15 protein-coding genes are annotated in these 14,220 nt (G+C 64.1%); 12 read left to right on the top strand and 3 right to left on the bottom strand.

All coding sequences use genetic code 11. The annotated features are described in order from the left end of the window. Positions 1-5: 5 nt before the first annotated feature. Both ABWL39_RS08630 and ABWL39_RS08625 read right to left on the bottom strand, forming a co-directional pair. A complete protein-coding gene (locus ABWL39_RS08630) occupies positions 6-338 on the bottom strand; it encodes a c-type cytochrome (RefSeq protein ID WP_367789092.1) in 333 nt (110 codons plus the stop codon). 98 nt (positions 339-436) lie between these two features. Continuing rightward, on the bottom strand, positions 437-2,161 hold the full coding sequence (locus ABWL39_RS08625) for a cytochrome D1 domain-containing protein (RefSeq protein WP_367789089.1): 1,725 nt from the start codon (positions 2,159-2,161) through the stop codon (positions 437-439). A 252-nt stretch (positions 2,162-2,413) separates the two neighbouring features. Here ABWL39_RS08625 and ABWL39_RS08620 point away from each other — a divergent pair, with 252 nt between their 5' ends. The 12 genes from ABWL39_RS08620 to ABWL39_RS08565 all read left to right on the top strand — a co-directional run bounded on the left by ABWL39_RS08620 (position 2,414) and on the right by ABWL39_RS08565 (position 11,570). After that, complete coding sequence (locus ABWL39_RS08620) at positions 2,414-2,839, top strand: cytochrome c (RefSeq protein ID WP_367789085.1); 426 nt, start codon at positions 2,414-2,416, stop codon at positions 2,837-2,839. A gap of 27 nt (positions 2,840-2,866) precedes the next feature. After that, complete coding sequence (locus ABWL39_RS08615) at positions 2,867-4,243, top strand: cbb3-type cytochrome c oxidase subunit I (RefSeq protein WP_367789083.1); 1,377 nt, start codon at positions 2,867-2,869, stop codon at positions 4,241-4,243. Between the two features lie 181 nt (positions 4,244-4,424). After that, on the top strand, positions 4,425-4,952 hold the full coding sequence (locus ABWL39_RS08610; protein WP_367789315.1) for a cytochrome c oxidase subunit 3 family protein: 528 nt from the start codon (positions 4,425-4,427) through the stop codon (positions 4,950-4,952). A 19-nt stretch (positions 4,953-4,971) separates the two neighbouring features. After that, positions 4,972-5,223, top strand: coding sequence for a cytochrome C oxidase subunit IV family protein (locus ABWL39_RS08605; RefSeq protein ID WP_367789080.1), 252 nt, complete (start codon positions 4,972-4,974; stop codon positions 5,221-5,223). 30 nt (positions 5,224-5,253) lie between these two features. Beyond that, positions 5,254-6,072, top strand: coding sequence for a CbbQ/NirQ/NorQ/GpvN family protein (locus ABWL39_RS08600; protein ID WP_367789077.1), 819 nt, complete (start codon positions 5,254-5,256; stop codon positions 6,070-6,072). Further along, positions 6,072-6,452 carry a hypothetical protein gene (locus ABWL39_RS08595; RefSeq protein ID WP_367789075.1) on the top strand — a complete coding sequence of 127 codons (381 nt, stop codon included), beginning with the start codon at positions 6,072-6,074 and terminating at the stop codon, positions 6,450-6,452. The genes ABWL39_RS08600 and ABWL39_RS08595 overlap by 1 nt, the downstream gene beginning before the upstream one ends. Next, entirely contained in the window at positions 6,446-7,471 is a 1,026-nt protein-coding gene (locus ABWL39_RS08590) for a 4Fe-4S binding protein (RefSeq protein WP_367789073.1), read from the top strand. Before ABWL39_RS08595 ends, ABWL39_RS08590 begins: the two co-directional genes overlap by 7 nt. 1 nt (position 7,472) lies before the next feature. After that, positions 7,473-9,317 (top strand): nitric oxide reductase activation protein NorD, encoded by a 1,845-nt coding sequence (locus ABWL39_RS08585; protein ID WP_367789070.1) that lies wholly within the window; start codon positions 7,473-7,475, stop codon positions 9,315-9,317. Positions 9,318-9,360: 43 nt separating this feature from the next. Then, on the top strand, positions 9,361-9,624 hold the full coding sequence (locus tag ABWL39_RS08580) for a DUF2249 domain-containing protein (RefSeq protein WP_367789067.1): 264 nt from the start codon (positions 9,361-9,363) through the stop codon (positions 9,622-9,624). A 10-nt stretch (positions 9,625-9,634) separates the two neighbouring features. Further along, positions 9,635-10,063: a hypothetical protein gene (locus ABWL39_RS08575; RefSeq protein WP_367789064.1), complete on the top strand. Its 429-nt coding sequence runs from the start codon at positions 9,635-9,637 to the stop codon at positions 10,061-10,063. Beyond that, on the top strand, positions 10,060-11,220 hold the full coding sequence (locus ABWL39_RS08570; protein ID WP_367789062.1) for an NnrS family protein: 1,161 nt from the start codon (positions 10,060-10,062) through the stop codon (positions 11,218-11,220). Before ABWL39_RS08575 ends, ABWL39_RS08570 begins: the two co-directional genes overlap by 4 nt. Positions 11,221-11,318: 98 nt before the next feature. Further along, on the top strand, positions 11,319-11,570 hold the full coding sequence (locus tag ABWL39_RS08565) for a VF530 family DNA-binding protein (RefSeq protein WP_367789059.1): 252 nt from the start codon (positions 11,319-11,321) through the stop codon (positions 11,568-11,570). 10 nt (positions 11,571-11,580) lie between these two features. Here ABWL39_RS08565 and mgtA read toward each other — a convergent pair whose 3' ends face one another. Next, the gene (gene mgtA, locus ABWL39_RS08560) at positions 11,581-14,148 is read right to left on the bottom strand and encodes a magnesium-translocating P-type ATPase (protein WP_367789056.1); all 2,568 of its coding nucleotides are present in this window, start codon (positions 14,146-14,148) and stop codon (positions 11,581-11,583) included. Between the last annotated feature and the right edge of the window lie 72 nt (positions 14,149-14,220).

Genomic DNA, 14,220 nt, shown 5'->3' with positions numbered 1-14,220 from the left:
AGCCCTTATTGAGCCAGTACGTACTCGACCATGACCTTGAAGTCAGCGTCGGAGGCCTTGCCCTTGTTGGGCGGCATGGGGATGGCACCCCAGTTGCCCGAGCCACCTTCCATGACCTTCTTGATCAGCTGCGCTTCAGCTCCGGCATTGCCCTTGTACTTCTTGGCAATTTCCTGGAAGGCCGGGCCGACGAGCTTCTTGTCCTTGGCGTGGCAGGCGACGCAGCCACTCTTGGTCAGCAGCTCTTGTGCCTTGGCGGCATCGACCGCAGCCTGGGCGGGCGAGGCCATCCACAGACAGGCGACACCGGCGACGGCGAGTAGGGAACGAATCAACATGGTTTTCTCCCGAGTTAAGTTAGTTATCAGTCTGACAGGCCCGCCCAGCTTAGCGCTGATGGGCCCGCCAGACCTTGATCCGGCGCAAATCCAGATCATCAGTAGATGTCGTGCTGGGTGTTATGGACGTTGAACTTGCCGGTCGGAGTGATCAGCTTCGGATCGGTGATCACGGCCTTGCAGCTACGGGTCTTGTCATCCACCACGACGATGGCGGATTTCTTGTCCTTCGCGCTCCACACCGAGAACCACACTTCGTCGCCCGCCTGGTTGTACTCAGGCTGCACCACGCGCTTCGCACCTTCGCCGAGATCCTTGGCGCAGGCTGCGATGTCGACGATCTGTGCGGGCTTCGACAGGTTGTTGATGTCATATACCGCAACCGACTGGTTGACCTTGGCATCGGGATTGAGCGGCGTGTCGACCCACAGGTTCTTCGACTTCGGATGGGTCTTGATGAACAGCGAGCCACCACCCTGGCCCTTCAGCACTTCGACAACCTTCCAGGCCTGGGCCTTGTGCTTGACCGGGTCGGTGCCGATGAGGGTGACGTCTTCCGCGCCGAGGTGGGAAGTCGCCCAGACCGGGCCGAATTTCGGGTGCACGAAGTTGGCGCCACGGCCCGGGTGCGGGATCTTGCCGACATCGACCAGTGCCGCGAGCTTGTCTTCCTTGGTGTCGACCACGGCGATCTTGTTCGAGGCATTGGCTGCCACCAGGAAGTAGCGGCCGGTGCTGTCGAAGCCGCCGTCATGCAGGAACTTGGCTGCGTCGAGTGTGGTGGTCTTGAGGTTGTTCAGGTCGGAATAGTCGACCATCATGATCTTGCCGGATTCCTTGGCATTGATCACGAACTCGGGCTTGTAGTGCGATGCCACGATCGACGCCACGCGCGGTTCCGGGTGGTATTCGTTGTCGACCGTCATGCCGCGGGTCGAGACCACTTTCTTCGGCTTCAGCGTGTCGCCGTCCATGATCACGTATTGCGGCGGCCAGTAGGTGCCGGCCACGGCGATCTTGTCTTCCCAGCCCTTGAACTTGGAGGTTTCCACCGAACGTGCTTCGAGGCCGACCTTGATCTCGGCGACGTTGTCGGGTTTTTCCATCCACAAGTCGATCAGGTTGATGCGCGCGTCGCGGCCGATCACGTACAGGTAGCGGCCGGATGCCGAGATACGCGAGATGTGCACCGCGTAGCCGGTCTTGACGATGTTGATGATCTTCTTGGAGTCGCCATCGATCAGCGCAACTTCGCCGCTGTCACGCAAGGTGACGGAGAAGATGTTCTGGATGTTGTAGTTATTCATCTTCTTGGTCGGACGCTTGGAGACCGGGATGTATTCCTTGCGCGTCTTCTCGATGTCAGCCAGCGAGTATTCCGGCGGGGTCGGTGGCTCCTGCTGGATGTAGCGGGCCATCATGTCGACTTCGTCGTCGCTCAGCTCGCCCGAGGTGCCCCAGTTCGGCATGCCGGCCGGCGAGCCGTACTTGATGAACACCTTGAGGTAGTCTGTGCCGTTGGCGAGCGTCTTGTCGGTGGTCAGCGGCTTGCCGGTCGCACCCTTGCGCAGCACGCCGTGACAGCCGGCGCAGCGCTCGAAGTAGATCTGCTTGGCGCGCGCGAATTCCTTGGCCGTCATCGGTGGCGCCTTGGGGTTGATGTTCTGGTGCATTTCTTCCTGCGCCAGGGGGGAGCTGCCGGCCTGGTAATTGGCCTCCGGCTGGGTGGTGTGCTGTTCTTCTGCGTAGGCCAGATTCACCGCGAACGGCATGGCGGCCAGCAGGAACAGCCCACGAATGTGTTTAAATCCCTTGTGACTCATATTGTTCTCCTTATCGGAACGTACTATGAAGGCATTGCACTGGTTACGGCGCTCAGCATCGCGCAGGCCATGGCGCCACGACCTTGATTGTTGTCAAAGGTTTGTCGAAACGCGAACCAGCGGAAGAACTAGATATTTGGTAGTACAGACCCTAAGCTTTTACAATGTCTAGTATTCACTTGACCTGAGTCAATGAGCGTAGTGGCGCGGGTTTCGTAAAGTCAGCCTGCAAATTCGCATAAGGGGGTATACATGAGCGGGACATTCACGAAGTCGACCGCCCGCAATATTTTTTATGGCGGTTCGATGTTTTTCTTTCTGTTGTTCGTCGCGTTGACGTTCGACACCAATGCAACCCTGCCCAAGCGCGACAATAGTCAGAATCTGACTGAGCAAGTGGCGCGCGGTAAGAAAGTCTGGGAGACACATGATTGCATCGGCTGTCACACGCTGCTGGGCGAGGGCGCTTATTTCGCACCCGAACTCGGTAACGTCTACGTACGCCGTGGGCCGGACTTCATCAAGGCCTGGATCAAGGCGCAACCGACCGGCGCGCCGGGACGCCGTCAGATGCCGCAGTTTCATCTGACTGATGCCCAGCTTGACGATCTGGTTGCGTTCCTGAAGTACACCTCGGAAATCAACACCAGCAAGTGGCCACCTAATATCGAGGGTTAAGCGGGTACGGACCAAGCGGAGAAAACCATGCAATACAAGTCACAAGCGGTTGCGAAGCCGTATTTCATCGCCGCGATAGGGCTGTTTGCCGCCCAGATCGTGTTTGGCCTGATCATGGGCCTGCAATATGTGGTGGGGGATTTCCTGTTCCCGGCCATTCCATTCAACGCCGCGCGGATGGTACACACCAACCTGCTCATCGTGTGGCTGCTGTTCGGCTTCATGGGTGGTGCCTACTACCTGATTCCGGAAGAGTCGGAACGCGAGCTGCATAGCCCGGCACTGGCCAAGGTGATGTTCTGGATATTCCTGATCGCCGGCGCGCTGACGATCATCGGCTATCTGGCCATGCCTTATGCTGAGCTGGCGCGGCTTTCCGGGAATGACATCCTGCAGACGATGGGGCGGGAGTTCCTAGAGCAGCCGTTGCCAACCAAGGTCGGTATCGTCGTGGTGGCGCTCGCCTTCCTCTACAACATCTCCATGACCGTGCTCGCAGGCCGCAAGACCTCGATCTCGCTGGTACTGTTGCTGGGGCTGTGGGGGCTGGCGATCTTCTTCCTGTTCTCGTTCTACAACCCGGCTAACCTGGTCAAGGACAAGTACTACTGGTGGTGGGTCGTGCATCTGTGGGTGGAAGGCGTGTGGGAGCTGATTCTCGGCAGCCTGCTGGCTTACGTGCTGATCAAGGTGACCGGCGTCGACCGCGAAGTGATCGAGAAGTGGCTGTATGTGATCATCGCCATGTCGCTCGTGACCGGCCTCATCGGTACTGGCCACCACTACTACTGGATCGGTGCACCGGAATACTGGCAGTGGTGGGGTAGCGTGTTCTCCGCTCTGGAGCCGATTCCGTTCTTCATGATGACAGTGTTCGCATTCAACATGGTCAACCGTCGCCGCCGTGAGCATCCCAACAAGGCTGCCACGCTGTGGGCGCTGGGTACCGGTGTGATGTCCTTCCTCGGCGCGGGTGTATGGGGCTTCCTGCACACACTGGCTCCGGTCAACTATTACACCCACGGCACGCAGATCACCGCGGCACACGGCCACATCGCTTTCTATGGCGCCTATGCCATGGTGGTGCTGACGATCATCAGCTACGCCATGCCGATAATGCGCGGTCGCGAAGCCAACAGCGAGAAGTCGCAGATCGTGGAAATGTGGGCGTTCTGGATCATGACCATCGCCATGGTGTTCATTACGTTGTTCCTGACTGCCGCAGGCATCCTGCAAGTCTGGCTGCAACGCGTGTCGACTACGCCGATGCCGTTCATGGCTGCGCAGGACCAAGTCGCCATCTTCTACTGGATGCGTGAAGTGACCGGCGTGTTCTTCGCTGCCGGGCTGGTGCTCTACATCATCAGCTTCTTCATCGGAGGCAAGAGTGCGAAAGCTGCCTGAGTGCTGCATGAACTGAGCACTTGAAGGCAGGGGGGCACGGTTTACCGTGCCCCGTTTTTTCCATTGCAACAACAGTAAAACCGAGCAGACCATGTTTCACGATGCCAACGATACTCCGGCGCCGGCACCGCTAGCCCATGCGCCGCACGCTGAAGCCCAGCCACTGCCGGGCGACCTGGCGATGTGGTTCTTCATCATGGCCGAGCTCTTGGCGTTCGGTGTTTTCTTCATCTCCTATGCGTTCACCCGGGCGCACCATGTCGAGTTGTTCAATGCCACGCAAGCCACGCTGAACCGCGTGTCAGGCGCTATCAACACGCTGGTGCTGATCACCGGTAGCTATTTCGTCGTGCGCGCGGTCGAGGCTATCCGCCACGGCCATGGTGTCGTCTGTGCCCGCTGGCTGTGGGCTGGCGTCGCGAGTGGCGCCGTGTTCGCAGTGGTCAAGCTGTTCGAATTCGCCGACAAAATTGGCGCAGGCATCAACCTGTCGACCAACACCTTCTACATGTTCTACCTATCGCTGACCTTCTTCCATTTCCTGCACGTGCTGCTCGGCATGATCATTCTCGCGGCCTGCGCGATCAAGGCGCAGCGCGGCGGCTACAGCGACACCGATCATGCCGGCGTGGAGACCGGCGCGAGCTACTGGCATATGGTCGATCTGGTATGGATCGTGCTGTTCCCGCTGGTTTACGTGTTGCATTGAGAATCGTTTTCAGGAAAATATGATGAAGATCAAAGCCTCCACCTGGGTCTGGATGGTCTTATTGAGCCTGACGCTGGCAACGATTCTGCTGGGTCGCCAGCTCGGCCACGGCACGGTGCTGGTGGCGGCGGTGCTGCCGCTGACGCTGGTCAAGGGCCACCTGGTGATCGACCATTTCATGGGGCTGCGCCATACCGCGCTGCACTGGCGGGCACTGGTGCACTGCTGGCTGTTGCTGGTACTGGGTGCCATTGCCCTGAATTTCATATAGCGCCTATCCCTAGGCCACTGAGGACGCGAGATGAACGACTCCCGACTTAATCCCGCCATCACGGCCACCATCGAGGCGCCTTACTACCAGCCTGTCGGCCAGGAGTGCGCGCTGTTCGAGCATGCCTGGCGCAATCAACTGCCGCTGCTGATCAAGGGTCCGACCGGCTGCGGCAAGACACGCTTCGTCGCCCACATGGCGGCCAAGCTCGGGCGCCCGCTGATCACTGTCTCCTGTCATGACGACCTGACCGCCGCTGACCTCGTCGGCCGCCACCTCATTGGCGATGGCTCGACTTACTGGTCGGACGGCCCCTTGGCGCGCGCCGTGCGTCAGGGCGCGATCTGCTACCTCGACGAAGTGGTCGAGGCGCGCAAGGATACGACGGTGGTACTGCACCCGCTCACCGACGACCGCCGCATTTTGCCGATCGAACGCACCGGCGAAGAACTCGTCGCACCGCCCGAATTCATGCTGGTGGTGTCGTACAACCCCGGCTACCAGAACCTGTTGAAGAGTCTCAAGCCGTCGACACGCCAGCGTTTCGTCGCGCTGAGCTTCGATTTTCCACCACCCGAGCTCGAGCGGCGTGTGCTGGTGGCCGAGACCGGGCTGGACGACGGCATGGTTCAGCGGCTGGTCACGCTCGGCGGCCAGCTGCGCAATCTCAAGGGGCATGACCTCGAAGAGGCCGCGTCGACACGGCTGCTGGTCTACGCCGGCACGCTGATCCGCGCCGGCTGCGACCCAGTGGCGGCCTGCGAGGCCGCGCTGGTCGAGCCGCTGACGGACGACCCGGATACTGCCGAGGCACTGCTCGAAGTCGTGAAGGCCAGCTTCGGGCGCTGATGATGGACGACGACCAGGCCAAATCGCTCGCCGGCCGGGCGCAGCTCTACAACCTGCTCAACATCACCTTCCTGCCGGTACTGGCGTTCGTGTTGCTGGTGCTGCTGGCCCGCGCCCACTGGCACTCTCCGTCGTCGCTGCTGCGCAATCATGTGCGCAGCGCGGTGTTCGCGAGCCTGTGGGCCGGTGTGCTGCTGGGCGCGGTGACGCTGCTGATCCTGGCCATGGGCGGTCTGACCAACCCGGCGACCTGGGTCGTGCTGTTGCTGTATTTCATCAGCTGCCATTCGGCCTTGATCCTGCTGGCGCTGTTCGCCATGTCGCGCGCGCTGGCCGGACGCGAATTCGCCTACCCGCTGATTGGGGCGCGCAAATGGTGACCGCCGGTACGCGTCGCACCATCCAGATCGTCGTGGCACCGCCGCCGTCGCGGCCATTGGGCTGGCTCGGTGTGCCGGTACAGCACTGGCGCACCGTGACGCAGGCAGGTTTCTTCCTGCTGTTCGTGCTGGCACCGGTGTTCGACCTGTTCCGGCTCGACCTCAATCTCAAGCATTTCATCTTTTTCGGGCTCGACTGGACGCTGGGCCTGGATGATTTCCTGGCCGGCCACGCCACGCCCATGCAGGTGGCGCTGAACATCGTGCTGCGCGGCTTTCTGCCGATCGTCGCGATTGTCGGCGGGGTGATCTACGTCAGCTGGAAGTGGGGGCGGGTCTACTGCGGCTGGCTGTGCCCGCATTTCTCTGTGGTGGAGACGATCAACCGCACGCTGCGCCGCGCCATCGGCAAGCAGAGCCTGTGGGATACGAAAGCGATGCCCGACCGCAACCCGGACGGCACAGCCTTCAAGCGTGACCCGCTGTGGTGGTTCGCGGTGCTGCCGCTGGTGGTTGCCTGCGCCTTCCTGTGGGCGCTGGTGATGCTCACCTACCTGCTGCCGCCGGCCGAGGTCTACGGCAACCTGTGGCATGGCACGCTGACGCGCAACCAGGCCGTCTTCCTGACGGCCGGCTCGATCGCCTGCTTTGTCGAATTCATGTTCGCGCGCCACCTGTTCTGCCGCTATGCCTGCGCCGTCGGCCTGTTCCAGAGCTTGGCCTGGATGGGCAACGACAAGGCCATGGTGGTCGGCTTCCAGCGTCAGCGTGCGGCCGATTGCGCGAGCTGCTACTCGGCCTGCGACCATGTCTGCCCGATGCGACTCAAGCCGCGCAACGTGAAGCGCCTGATGTTCGCCTGCGTGCAGTGCGGGCAATGTCTCGACGCCTGTGGCCAGACCCAGGCCGACAACCCGCGCGGCCCGCTGCTCGACTGGGTGCACGAGGTGGCCGCCGAATCCGAGGCCGCTTTCGATGCGAAGGCGGCACGGAACAACCTGACAACAAAGGACGCCTGATATGGAAGAGATCGTTGGCGGCCTATGGGACCGCTTCATCCGACGTGCCGCCTACCGTGGGTACCCCGAGGCGCGTGTCGAATTCACCGAGGTGATGCGTGTTGCGCCGGTGTTCTTCCGGGCACTCGGCGGCGACCATGGCCTGAGCCTCGTCGCTGGCACTGCCACACGCCACGAGGCGCGCCGCAGCTGGCTCGAAAGGATCGCCGGCATCGGCGACTATACCGAGCTGGCCTGGTCAGACGACGCGAGCGTGGTGTTGCCCAAGATGCTCGACGTGCTGCCCACGCGCGAGCTCAACCGCGATCTCTACCTGTGGCTGCTGGCGCTGCTGGCGCACGACGTGATGCCGCATGCGCAGTGGTTCATCCGCAACCAGCACGCGGCCCAGGCCGTGCTGGCCGCCTTGCCCGGCTTCGTGCCGCGCTACCGCAAGCTGCTCGATGCCTGGCTGGCGACGCGCGCGCCGCTCGACAGCCTGGCGCCCGACGAACGCGCCGCCGAACTGGCCGTGCGCGCTGCGCTCGACCGGCCCGGCAGCCAGCACGAGCTGCCCGCCAGCCGCCGGCCGCTGGCGCCGATCGCGCTGTGGCTGCACCCGGAGGCACCGACGGTGCCCGAGCTGGCACCGGTCGGGCAATACGAAGTCAGCGAGTCGGAGTCGGCCGAGGCCAAGCGCAAGGAACAGCGCGACAGCCGCAAGCGCCGCGCCGAGCGCGTCGAGGCGCCCGACGGCAAGAATGGCTTCGCACTGCTGTTCCGTGCCGAAAGCCTGTTCACCTGGGCCGAGTATGTGCACGTCAACCGCCCGCAGGACGAAAACGACAGCGACGACGCCGAGCGTGCCGCCGACGACCTCGACCAGCTTTCGATCATGCGCGATGGCCAGAGCACCGCGAGCCGCGTCAAGTTCGACCTCGACCTGCCGGCAGCGGCGCAGGACGACATCGTGCTCGCCGACGGCATCCTGTTGCCCGAATGGGACTACAAGAAGCAGCGCATGCAGGAAGGCTATTGCCGCGTGCAGATGATGCTGGCGCGCGATGCTGCGCCGTGCGCCTTGCCGGCTCACCTCAAGCCCACAGCCAAGCGCATCCGCAACCAGTTCCAGGCGCTCGTGCCGCAGACGGTGCGGCTCAAGGCGCAGCACGACGGCAGCGAGCTCGACGTGGATGCGTGCATCCGCCACGTGTCCGACCGCATGAGCGGCCTGCCGGCGACCGACCCCGGCCTGTATCTCGACCAGCGCAAGCGCGAGCGTGACCTGGCCTGCCTGCTGCTGGCCGACCTGTCGCTGTCGACCGATACCTGGGTCAACAACGATGCCCGCGTGATCGATGTCGTGCGCGACAGCCTCTACCTGTTCAGCGAGGCGCTGACCGCCACGCGCGACCGCTTTGCGCTCTACGGCTTCTCGTCGGTGCGGCGCGAGCATGTGCGCTGCCATCTGCTCAAGGGTTTCGACGAGCGCTACGACGATGCCATCCGCGGCCGCCTCGCCGCGCTCAAACCCGGCTTCTACACGCGCATGGGCGCCGCCATCCGCCATACCGCGGCGATTCTGGCCCGCCAGCGCAGCGCGCAGCGCCTGCTGCTGATCGTGACCGACGGTAAGCCCAATGATCTCGACCGCTACGATAGCCGCTACGGGCTCGAAGATACGCGCAAGGCTGTCGAAGAGGCGCGCGCGATGGGCCTGATCCCTTTCTGCGTGACGATAGACCACGAGCACCAGCGCTACCTGCCGCACCTGTTCGGCCTGCGCGGCTATGCCGTGGTGTCATCGCCCGCACAATTGCCGCAGCGGCTCATCGCCTGCTACCGGCAACTCACTGGCGCCGCCTGATGGCGACGCCGGTTTTTTCCACGACCCGATAAAGGATCGCACCATGTCTCACGATTGCTCCCTTCCCCAGTTCGTTAACGGCGTCTACGGTTTCGATGCGCGCGGCGTCGCCAAGCGCTTCCGCCACGCCGCGATCTTCGGCGCGCTCGCCGCGCTGATGCCGGGCGAGACCATGCGTTTTTGCAACGACCATGACCCGATCCCGCTGCTGAACCAGATCAACCAGCATTTCGGCGACAACGTCACGATCGAGTACGTGGCACGCAACCCCGGTGAAATCGTGATTGATTTCAAGGTCGTTGCCTGAGCCGTCTGCCGTGGATACGATCGACAGCAGCGGCGTCGCGGTGGCCGACGGAGAGCCTCCCGGAGAGGGGGGCATCTTGTGGCGTGTCATTACCTCGCTCGAACAGGCGGTCCGTCAGGCATCCGACGATGAGCTGCCGACCTGGCTGGTCATCCTCGAACACCAGGTGGCCATGCACCTGGAACCACGCATGAGCGTGGAAGAGCAGTCGCTGCTGCCCAGGCTGCGCCGCAACGGCCATGCCGAGGCGGTGTCGCAGGCGCGCGCCGAGCATGCAGCGCTGCAGGCGCTGCTGCGCGACGACAGCCTGCCGCTGCGTGAGCGCCTGGGCCGCTTTGCCACGCTGCTCAGGGCGCACCTGTTGTTCGAGCAGCAGTACGAATCACCCGGCGGCGCTGTCGCCACCGCCGGGCTTGCAACGGATTGTGTCAAGAAATGAGTTCATCCAAGTCGATCGAGCCCCACCGCGTATTTTTCTTCTCCGGTGTGCTGGCGAGTTGCATTTTGCTCCTGTGGTGGTCGAGCAGCCTGCTGTTCGGCGGCCAGGCGCATCCCGCCGTGCCGCCGGTGATGGCGCACGCGCTGTTGATGCTGCTCGGCGTGTTTCCGCCGTTCATGCTCGGCTTCATTTTCACCGCCGGCCCGCGTTGGCTGGCCGTCCAGCCGCCGGAAGGCTATCTGCTTGCCGGCGGTGCCTACTTCGGCGGCACGCTGCTGGCGCTGATCGGCTTGACCGAGGCACCGTGGCTGGCTGCGGCCGGTTTTGCGCTGATGGCATTCGCGTGGTTTCTCGTTACCTGGCGCTGGCAGCGCTTGATCGTGCGCAGCACCCAGGCCGACAAGCGCCATGCGCGTTACCTGTTGATGGCGATGCTGCTCGGCATCGGCGCCATGCTGGCCGCGCTGGTCTGGGTTGCCAGCGGCGATGCCGGCTGGTGGCTGGCGAGCCGCGAGCTGGTGTTGTGGGGTTTCCTGCTGCCGGTGTTCCTGACGGTTGCGCATCGCATGATCCCGTTCTTCAGCGGCAACATCATCAAGCCTTACCAGATGTGGCGGCCCGACTGGCTGCTCGATGTGTGGATCGCCGGGTCGCTGTTGCTGGGTGCGCTCGAATGGCTCGGATGGCACGCCGTGCAGGCGCCGCTGGCGTTCGCGCTGGCTGGGCTGTTCGGCTACACCAGCGTGCGCTGGGGCGTCGTCAAGAGCCTCGACAACCGCCTGCTGGCGATGCTGCACCTGGCCTTCGCCTGGCTCGCGCCGGCCATGGTCCTGCTCGGGCTCGGCGGGCTCGGCGTTGCCGTGGGCGCGGCGCCGGTGCATGCGCTGGGGCTCGGCATGTTCATGACCATGCTGGTCGGCTTCGTCACCCGCGTCACGCTTGGCCATAGCGGCCGTCCGCTGGCCGCGGACAACGTCGCCTGGGCCATCTATTGCGGGCTGCATGGCGTGGCGCTGATGCGCGTGCTGGCGGCACTGATCGGCAATACGGCGCTGTTGCACGCGGCGTCGGCGTTGTGGCTGGTGTTGATGCTGCTGTGGGCGGCACGCGTGCTGCCGATGTACATCCGGCCCAAGGCGCCCGGCGCAGCGTCCTGACGGCCACGGGGCTGCAGGCGGTGTCAGGCCTTGCCTGCAGCCTGCCCGCCAGGCCTTGCCCGCAGGCCGGTGGGTAAGGCCGTGCCGGCACGGGTACAATGGCGCGTATCGATTGCAACCCCATTCTCGCTGCCATGACCACGCCCAACCCCGACCCGATGCACGGCATGACCCTCGAGGCCATCCTCAACAAGCTGGTCGACCACTATGGCTGGGTGGAGCTCGGTCGGCTGATCCACATCCGCTGTTTCAACCACGAGCCCAGCATCAAGTCCAGCCTCGTCTTCCTGCGCCGCACGCAGTGGGCGCGCAAGCAGGTCGAGGACTTCTACCGCAGCCATTTCCCTTGAGCCGGGCGCGTCAGCGCATGCCCAGCCGGGCGTAGAACGCCCGTTTCACCAGCTCCACCAGCACCAGATACACCGCCACCATCGCCGCGATCACCGCCATGAAGCTGGCCGGCAGCGGCGTGAAGCCCAGCAGCGGGGCGAACGGCAGATAGGGCAGCAGCGCGGCCACCAGCACCGTCAGCAATGACGTCGCGGCCAGCGCCATGGCCGGGCGGCTCTTGAACGCGTTGCCGCGGGTGCGGATGACGAAGATCACCAGCACCTGCGTCGCGATCGACTCGACGAACCAGCCGGTGTGGAACCAGGCCTCGCCGGCGTGGAACAGCTGCAGCATCACGTAGAAGGTGAGGAAGTCGAACAGCGAGCTGACCGGCCCGATCACCAGCATGAAGCGGCGGATGAAGGCCATGTCCCAGTGGCGCGGCTGTGCGAGATAGGCATCGTCGACGCGGTCGAGCGGGATGGTGATCTCGGACAGGTCATACAGCAGGTTGTTCAGCAGCACCTGCAGCGGCAGCATCGGCAGGAAGGGCAGGAACAGCGCGGCACCCGCCATGCTGAACATATTGCCGAAGTTGGAGCTGGTGCCCATGAGGATGTACTTCATCACGTTGCCGGCCGTACGCCGGCCCTCCAGCACACCCTCGTGCAGCACGCCCAGGTCCTGCTTGAGCAGGATCATGCCGGCTGCCTCCTTGGCCACGTCCACCGCGCTGTCGACCGAAATGCCGACATCGGCCGCGTGCAGCGAGGGGGCATCGTTGATGCCGTCGCCGAGGTAGCCGACGGTGTGGCCGCGCGACTTGAGTGCGAGGATCACGCGGTTCTTCTGCGACGGCGTGACGCGGCAGAACAGGTTGACCTGATCCACTCGCGCGGCCAGCGCATGGTCGTCGAGCTCGTGGATGTCGTCGCCGGTCAGCAGGCCCGTCACTTCGAGCCCGACCGCCTTGCAGATATGGCGCGACACCAGCTCGTTGTCGCCCGTCACCACCTTGATCGCCACGCCGCTCGCCGCCAGTGCCGCCAGCGCCGGTGCGGCGCTCGGCTTGGGCGGATCGAGAAAGACCGCGAAGCCAGCGAAGATCATGTCGCTCTCGTCGGTCACCTTGGCGTGCTGGTGCTCGGGCGGCACGTGGCCGAGCGCGATGCCGAGCAGGCGGAAGCCGTCGGCCGCGAGCGAATCGTGCAGCGCGCGGATCTCGGCGCGCCTGGCGTCGTCGAGCGGCAGCGGCGCCGTGTCGGGGGCCGGCGCGTAGTGGGTGGATAGCCTGAGCACGTCCTCGGGTGCGCCCTTGACGACGAGGATGCGCTTCTTGTCGTCGTCCACCAGCACCGACACGCGGCGCCGCTCGAAGTCGAACGGCACCTCGTCGATCTTCTGCCAGCCGCTGGCATCGAACTGGTCGTGCTCGATGATCGCCTCGTCCAGCGGGCTCCTGAGGCCGGTCTCGAAATAGCTGTTGAGGTAGGCGAGCTGGAACACCCAGTCGCTGTCACGACCGGCCACGTCGACGTGGCGCAGCAGGCTGATCTTGGCCTCGGTCAGCGTGCCGGTCTTGTCGGTGCACAGCACATCCATGCTGCCCAGGTTCTGGATCGCCGCCATCTGCTTCACGATCACCTGCTGCCTGGCCATGCGCATGCCGCCGCGCGCCATGGTCACCGTCACCACCATCGGCAGCAGCTCGGGCGTCAGCCCCACCGCCAGCGCCATGGCGAACAGGAAGGAGTCGAGCATGGGGCGATGGAAGAAGACATTGGTCAGCAGCACGAACAGCGCCATGGCGATGGTCACGCGCATGATCATCAGGCCGAATTGGCGCACGCCGAGGTCGAAGGCCGTCGGCAGCGCCCGGCCGGACAGCGACTGGGCGATGCCGCCGAGCGCGCTGTGGCTGCCGGTGCGGCACAGCAGCACGCGCGCCGAGCCGCTGATCACCGAGCTGCCCATGAATACCGCATTGGTGGCCTGCGCCATGTCGGCCGTGGCGGCGTCGAGCTCGCGCGCATGCTTCTCGACCGGGTAGGGCTCGCCGGTCAGTTGTGCCTGGTTGACGAAGAAATCGCTCGCCTCGATCACGCGGCCGTCGGCCGGCACCAGCTCGCCGGCCGCGAGCAGCACCACGTCGCCGGGCGCCAGCTGATCCGATGGCAGCGCCACGGTCTGGCCATCGCGCAGCACGCGCACCTGCGTCGCCACCGACTTGCGCAGCTTCTCGACGGCCTTGCCGGCCTGGTATTCCTGCACGAAATCGAGCGTCACGCTGATCAGGATGATGCCGACGATGATGACGAAGCCGGCGATGTCGCCGGTGAACGCCGATACCGCGCTGGCCACCAGGAGCAGCGCCACCAGCGGGTTGAGAAAGCGCGACAGGAACTGCACGACGAGCCGCCGCTCGCGGTGGTCGCGCACGACATTGCCGCCCGTGCGCGCCAGCCGCTCGTCTGCCTGGGCCTGCGCGAGGCCCCGTTCGCTGGCGTCGAGCTCGCTGAACAGCGCGGCCCGCGGCGAATTCCAGAATGTCTCTGCTGCCGTGTCGCCGGCCGGGCTGATCGGTTTGGACCTGGGCATGGTGGTGGGGTACATGGAGAACCGTGGGGCCTCAAGCATAGCCCGCCGGCGTTGCCGTGGCATGAACAAAAA

Source organism: Chitinivorax sp. PXF-14, from assembly GCF_040812015.1.
Taxonomy (GTDB): domain Bacteria; phylum Pseudomonadota; class Gammaproteobacteria; order Burkholderiales; family SCOH01; genus JBFNXJ01.
Note: the sequence above shows the minus strand (reverse complement) of the source record. Positions and strands in the feature narration are given on the sequence as shown.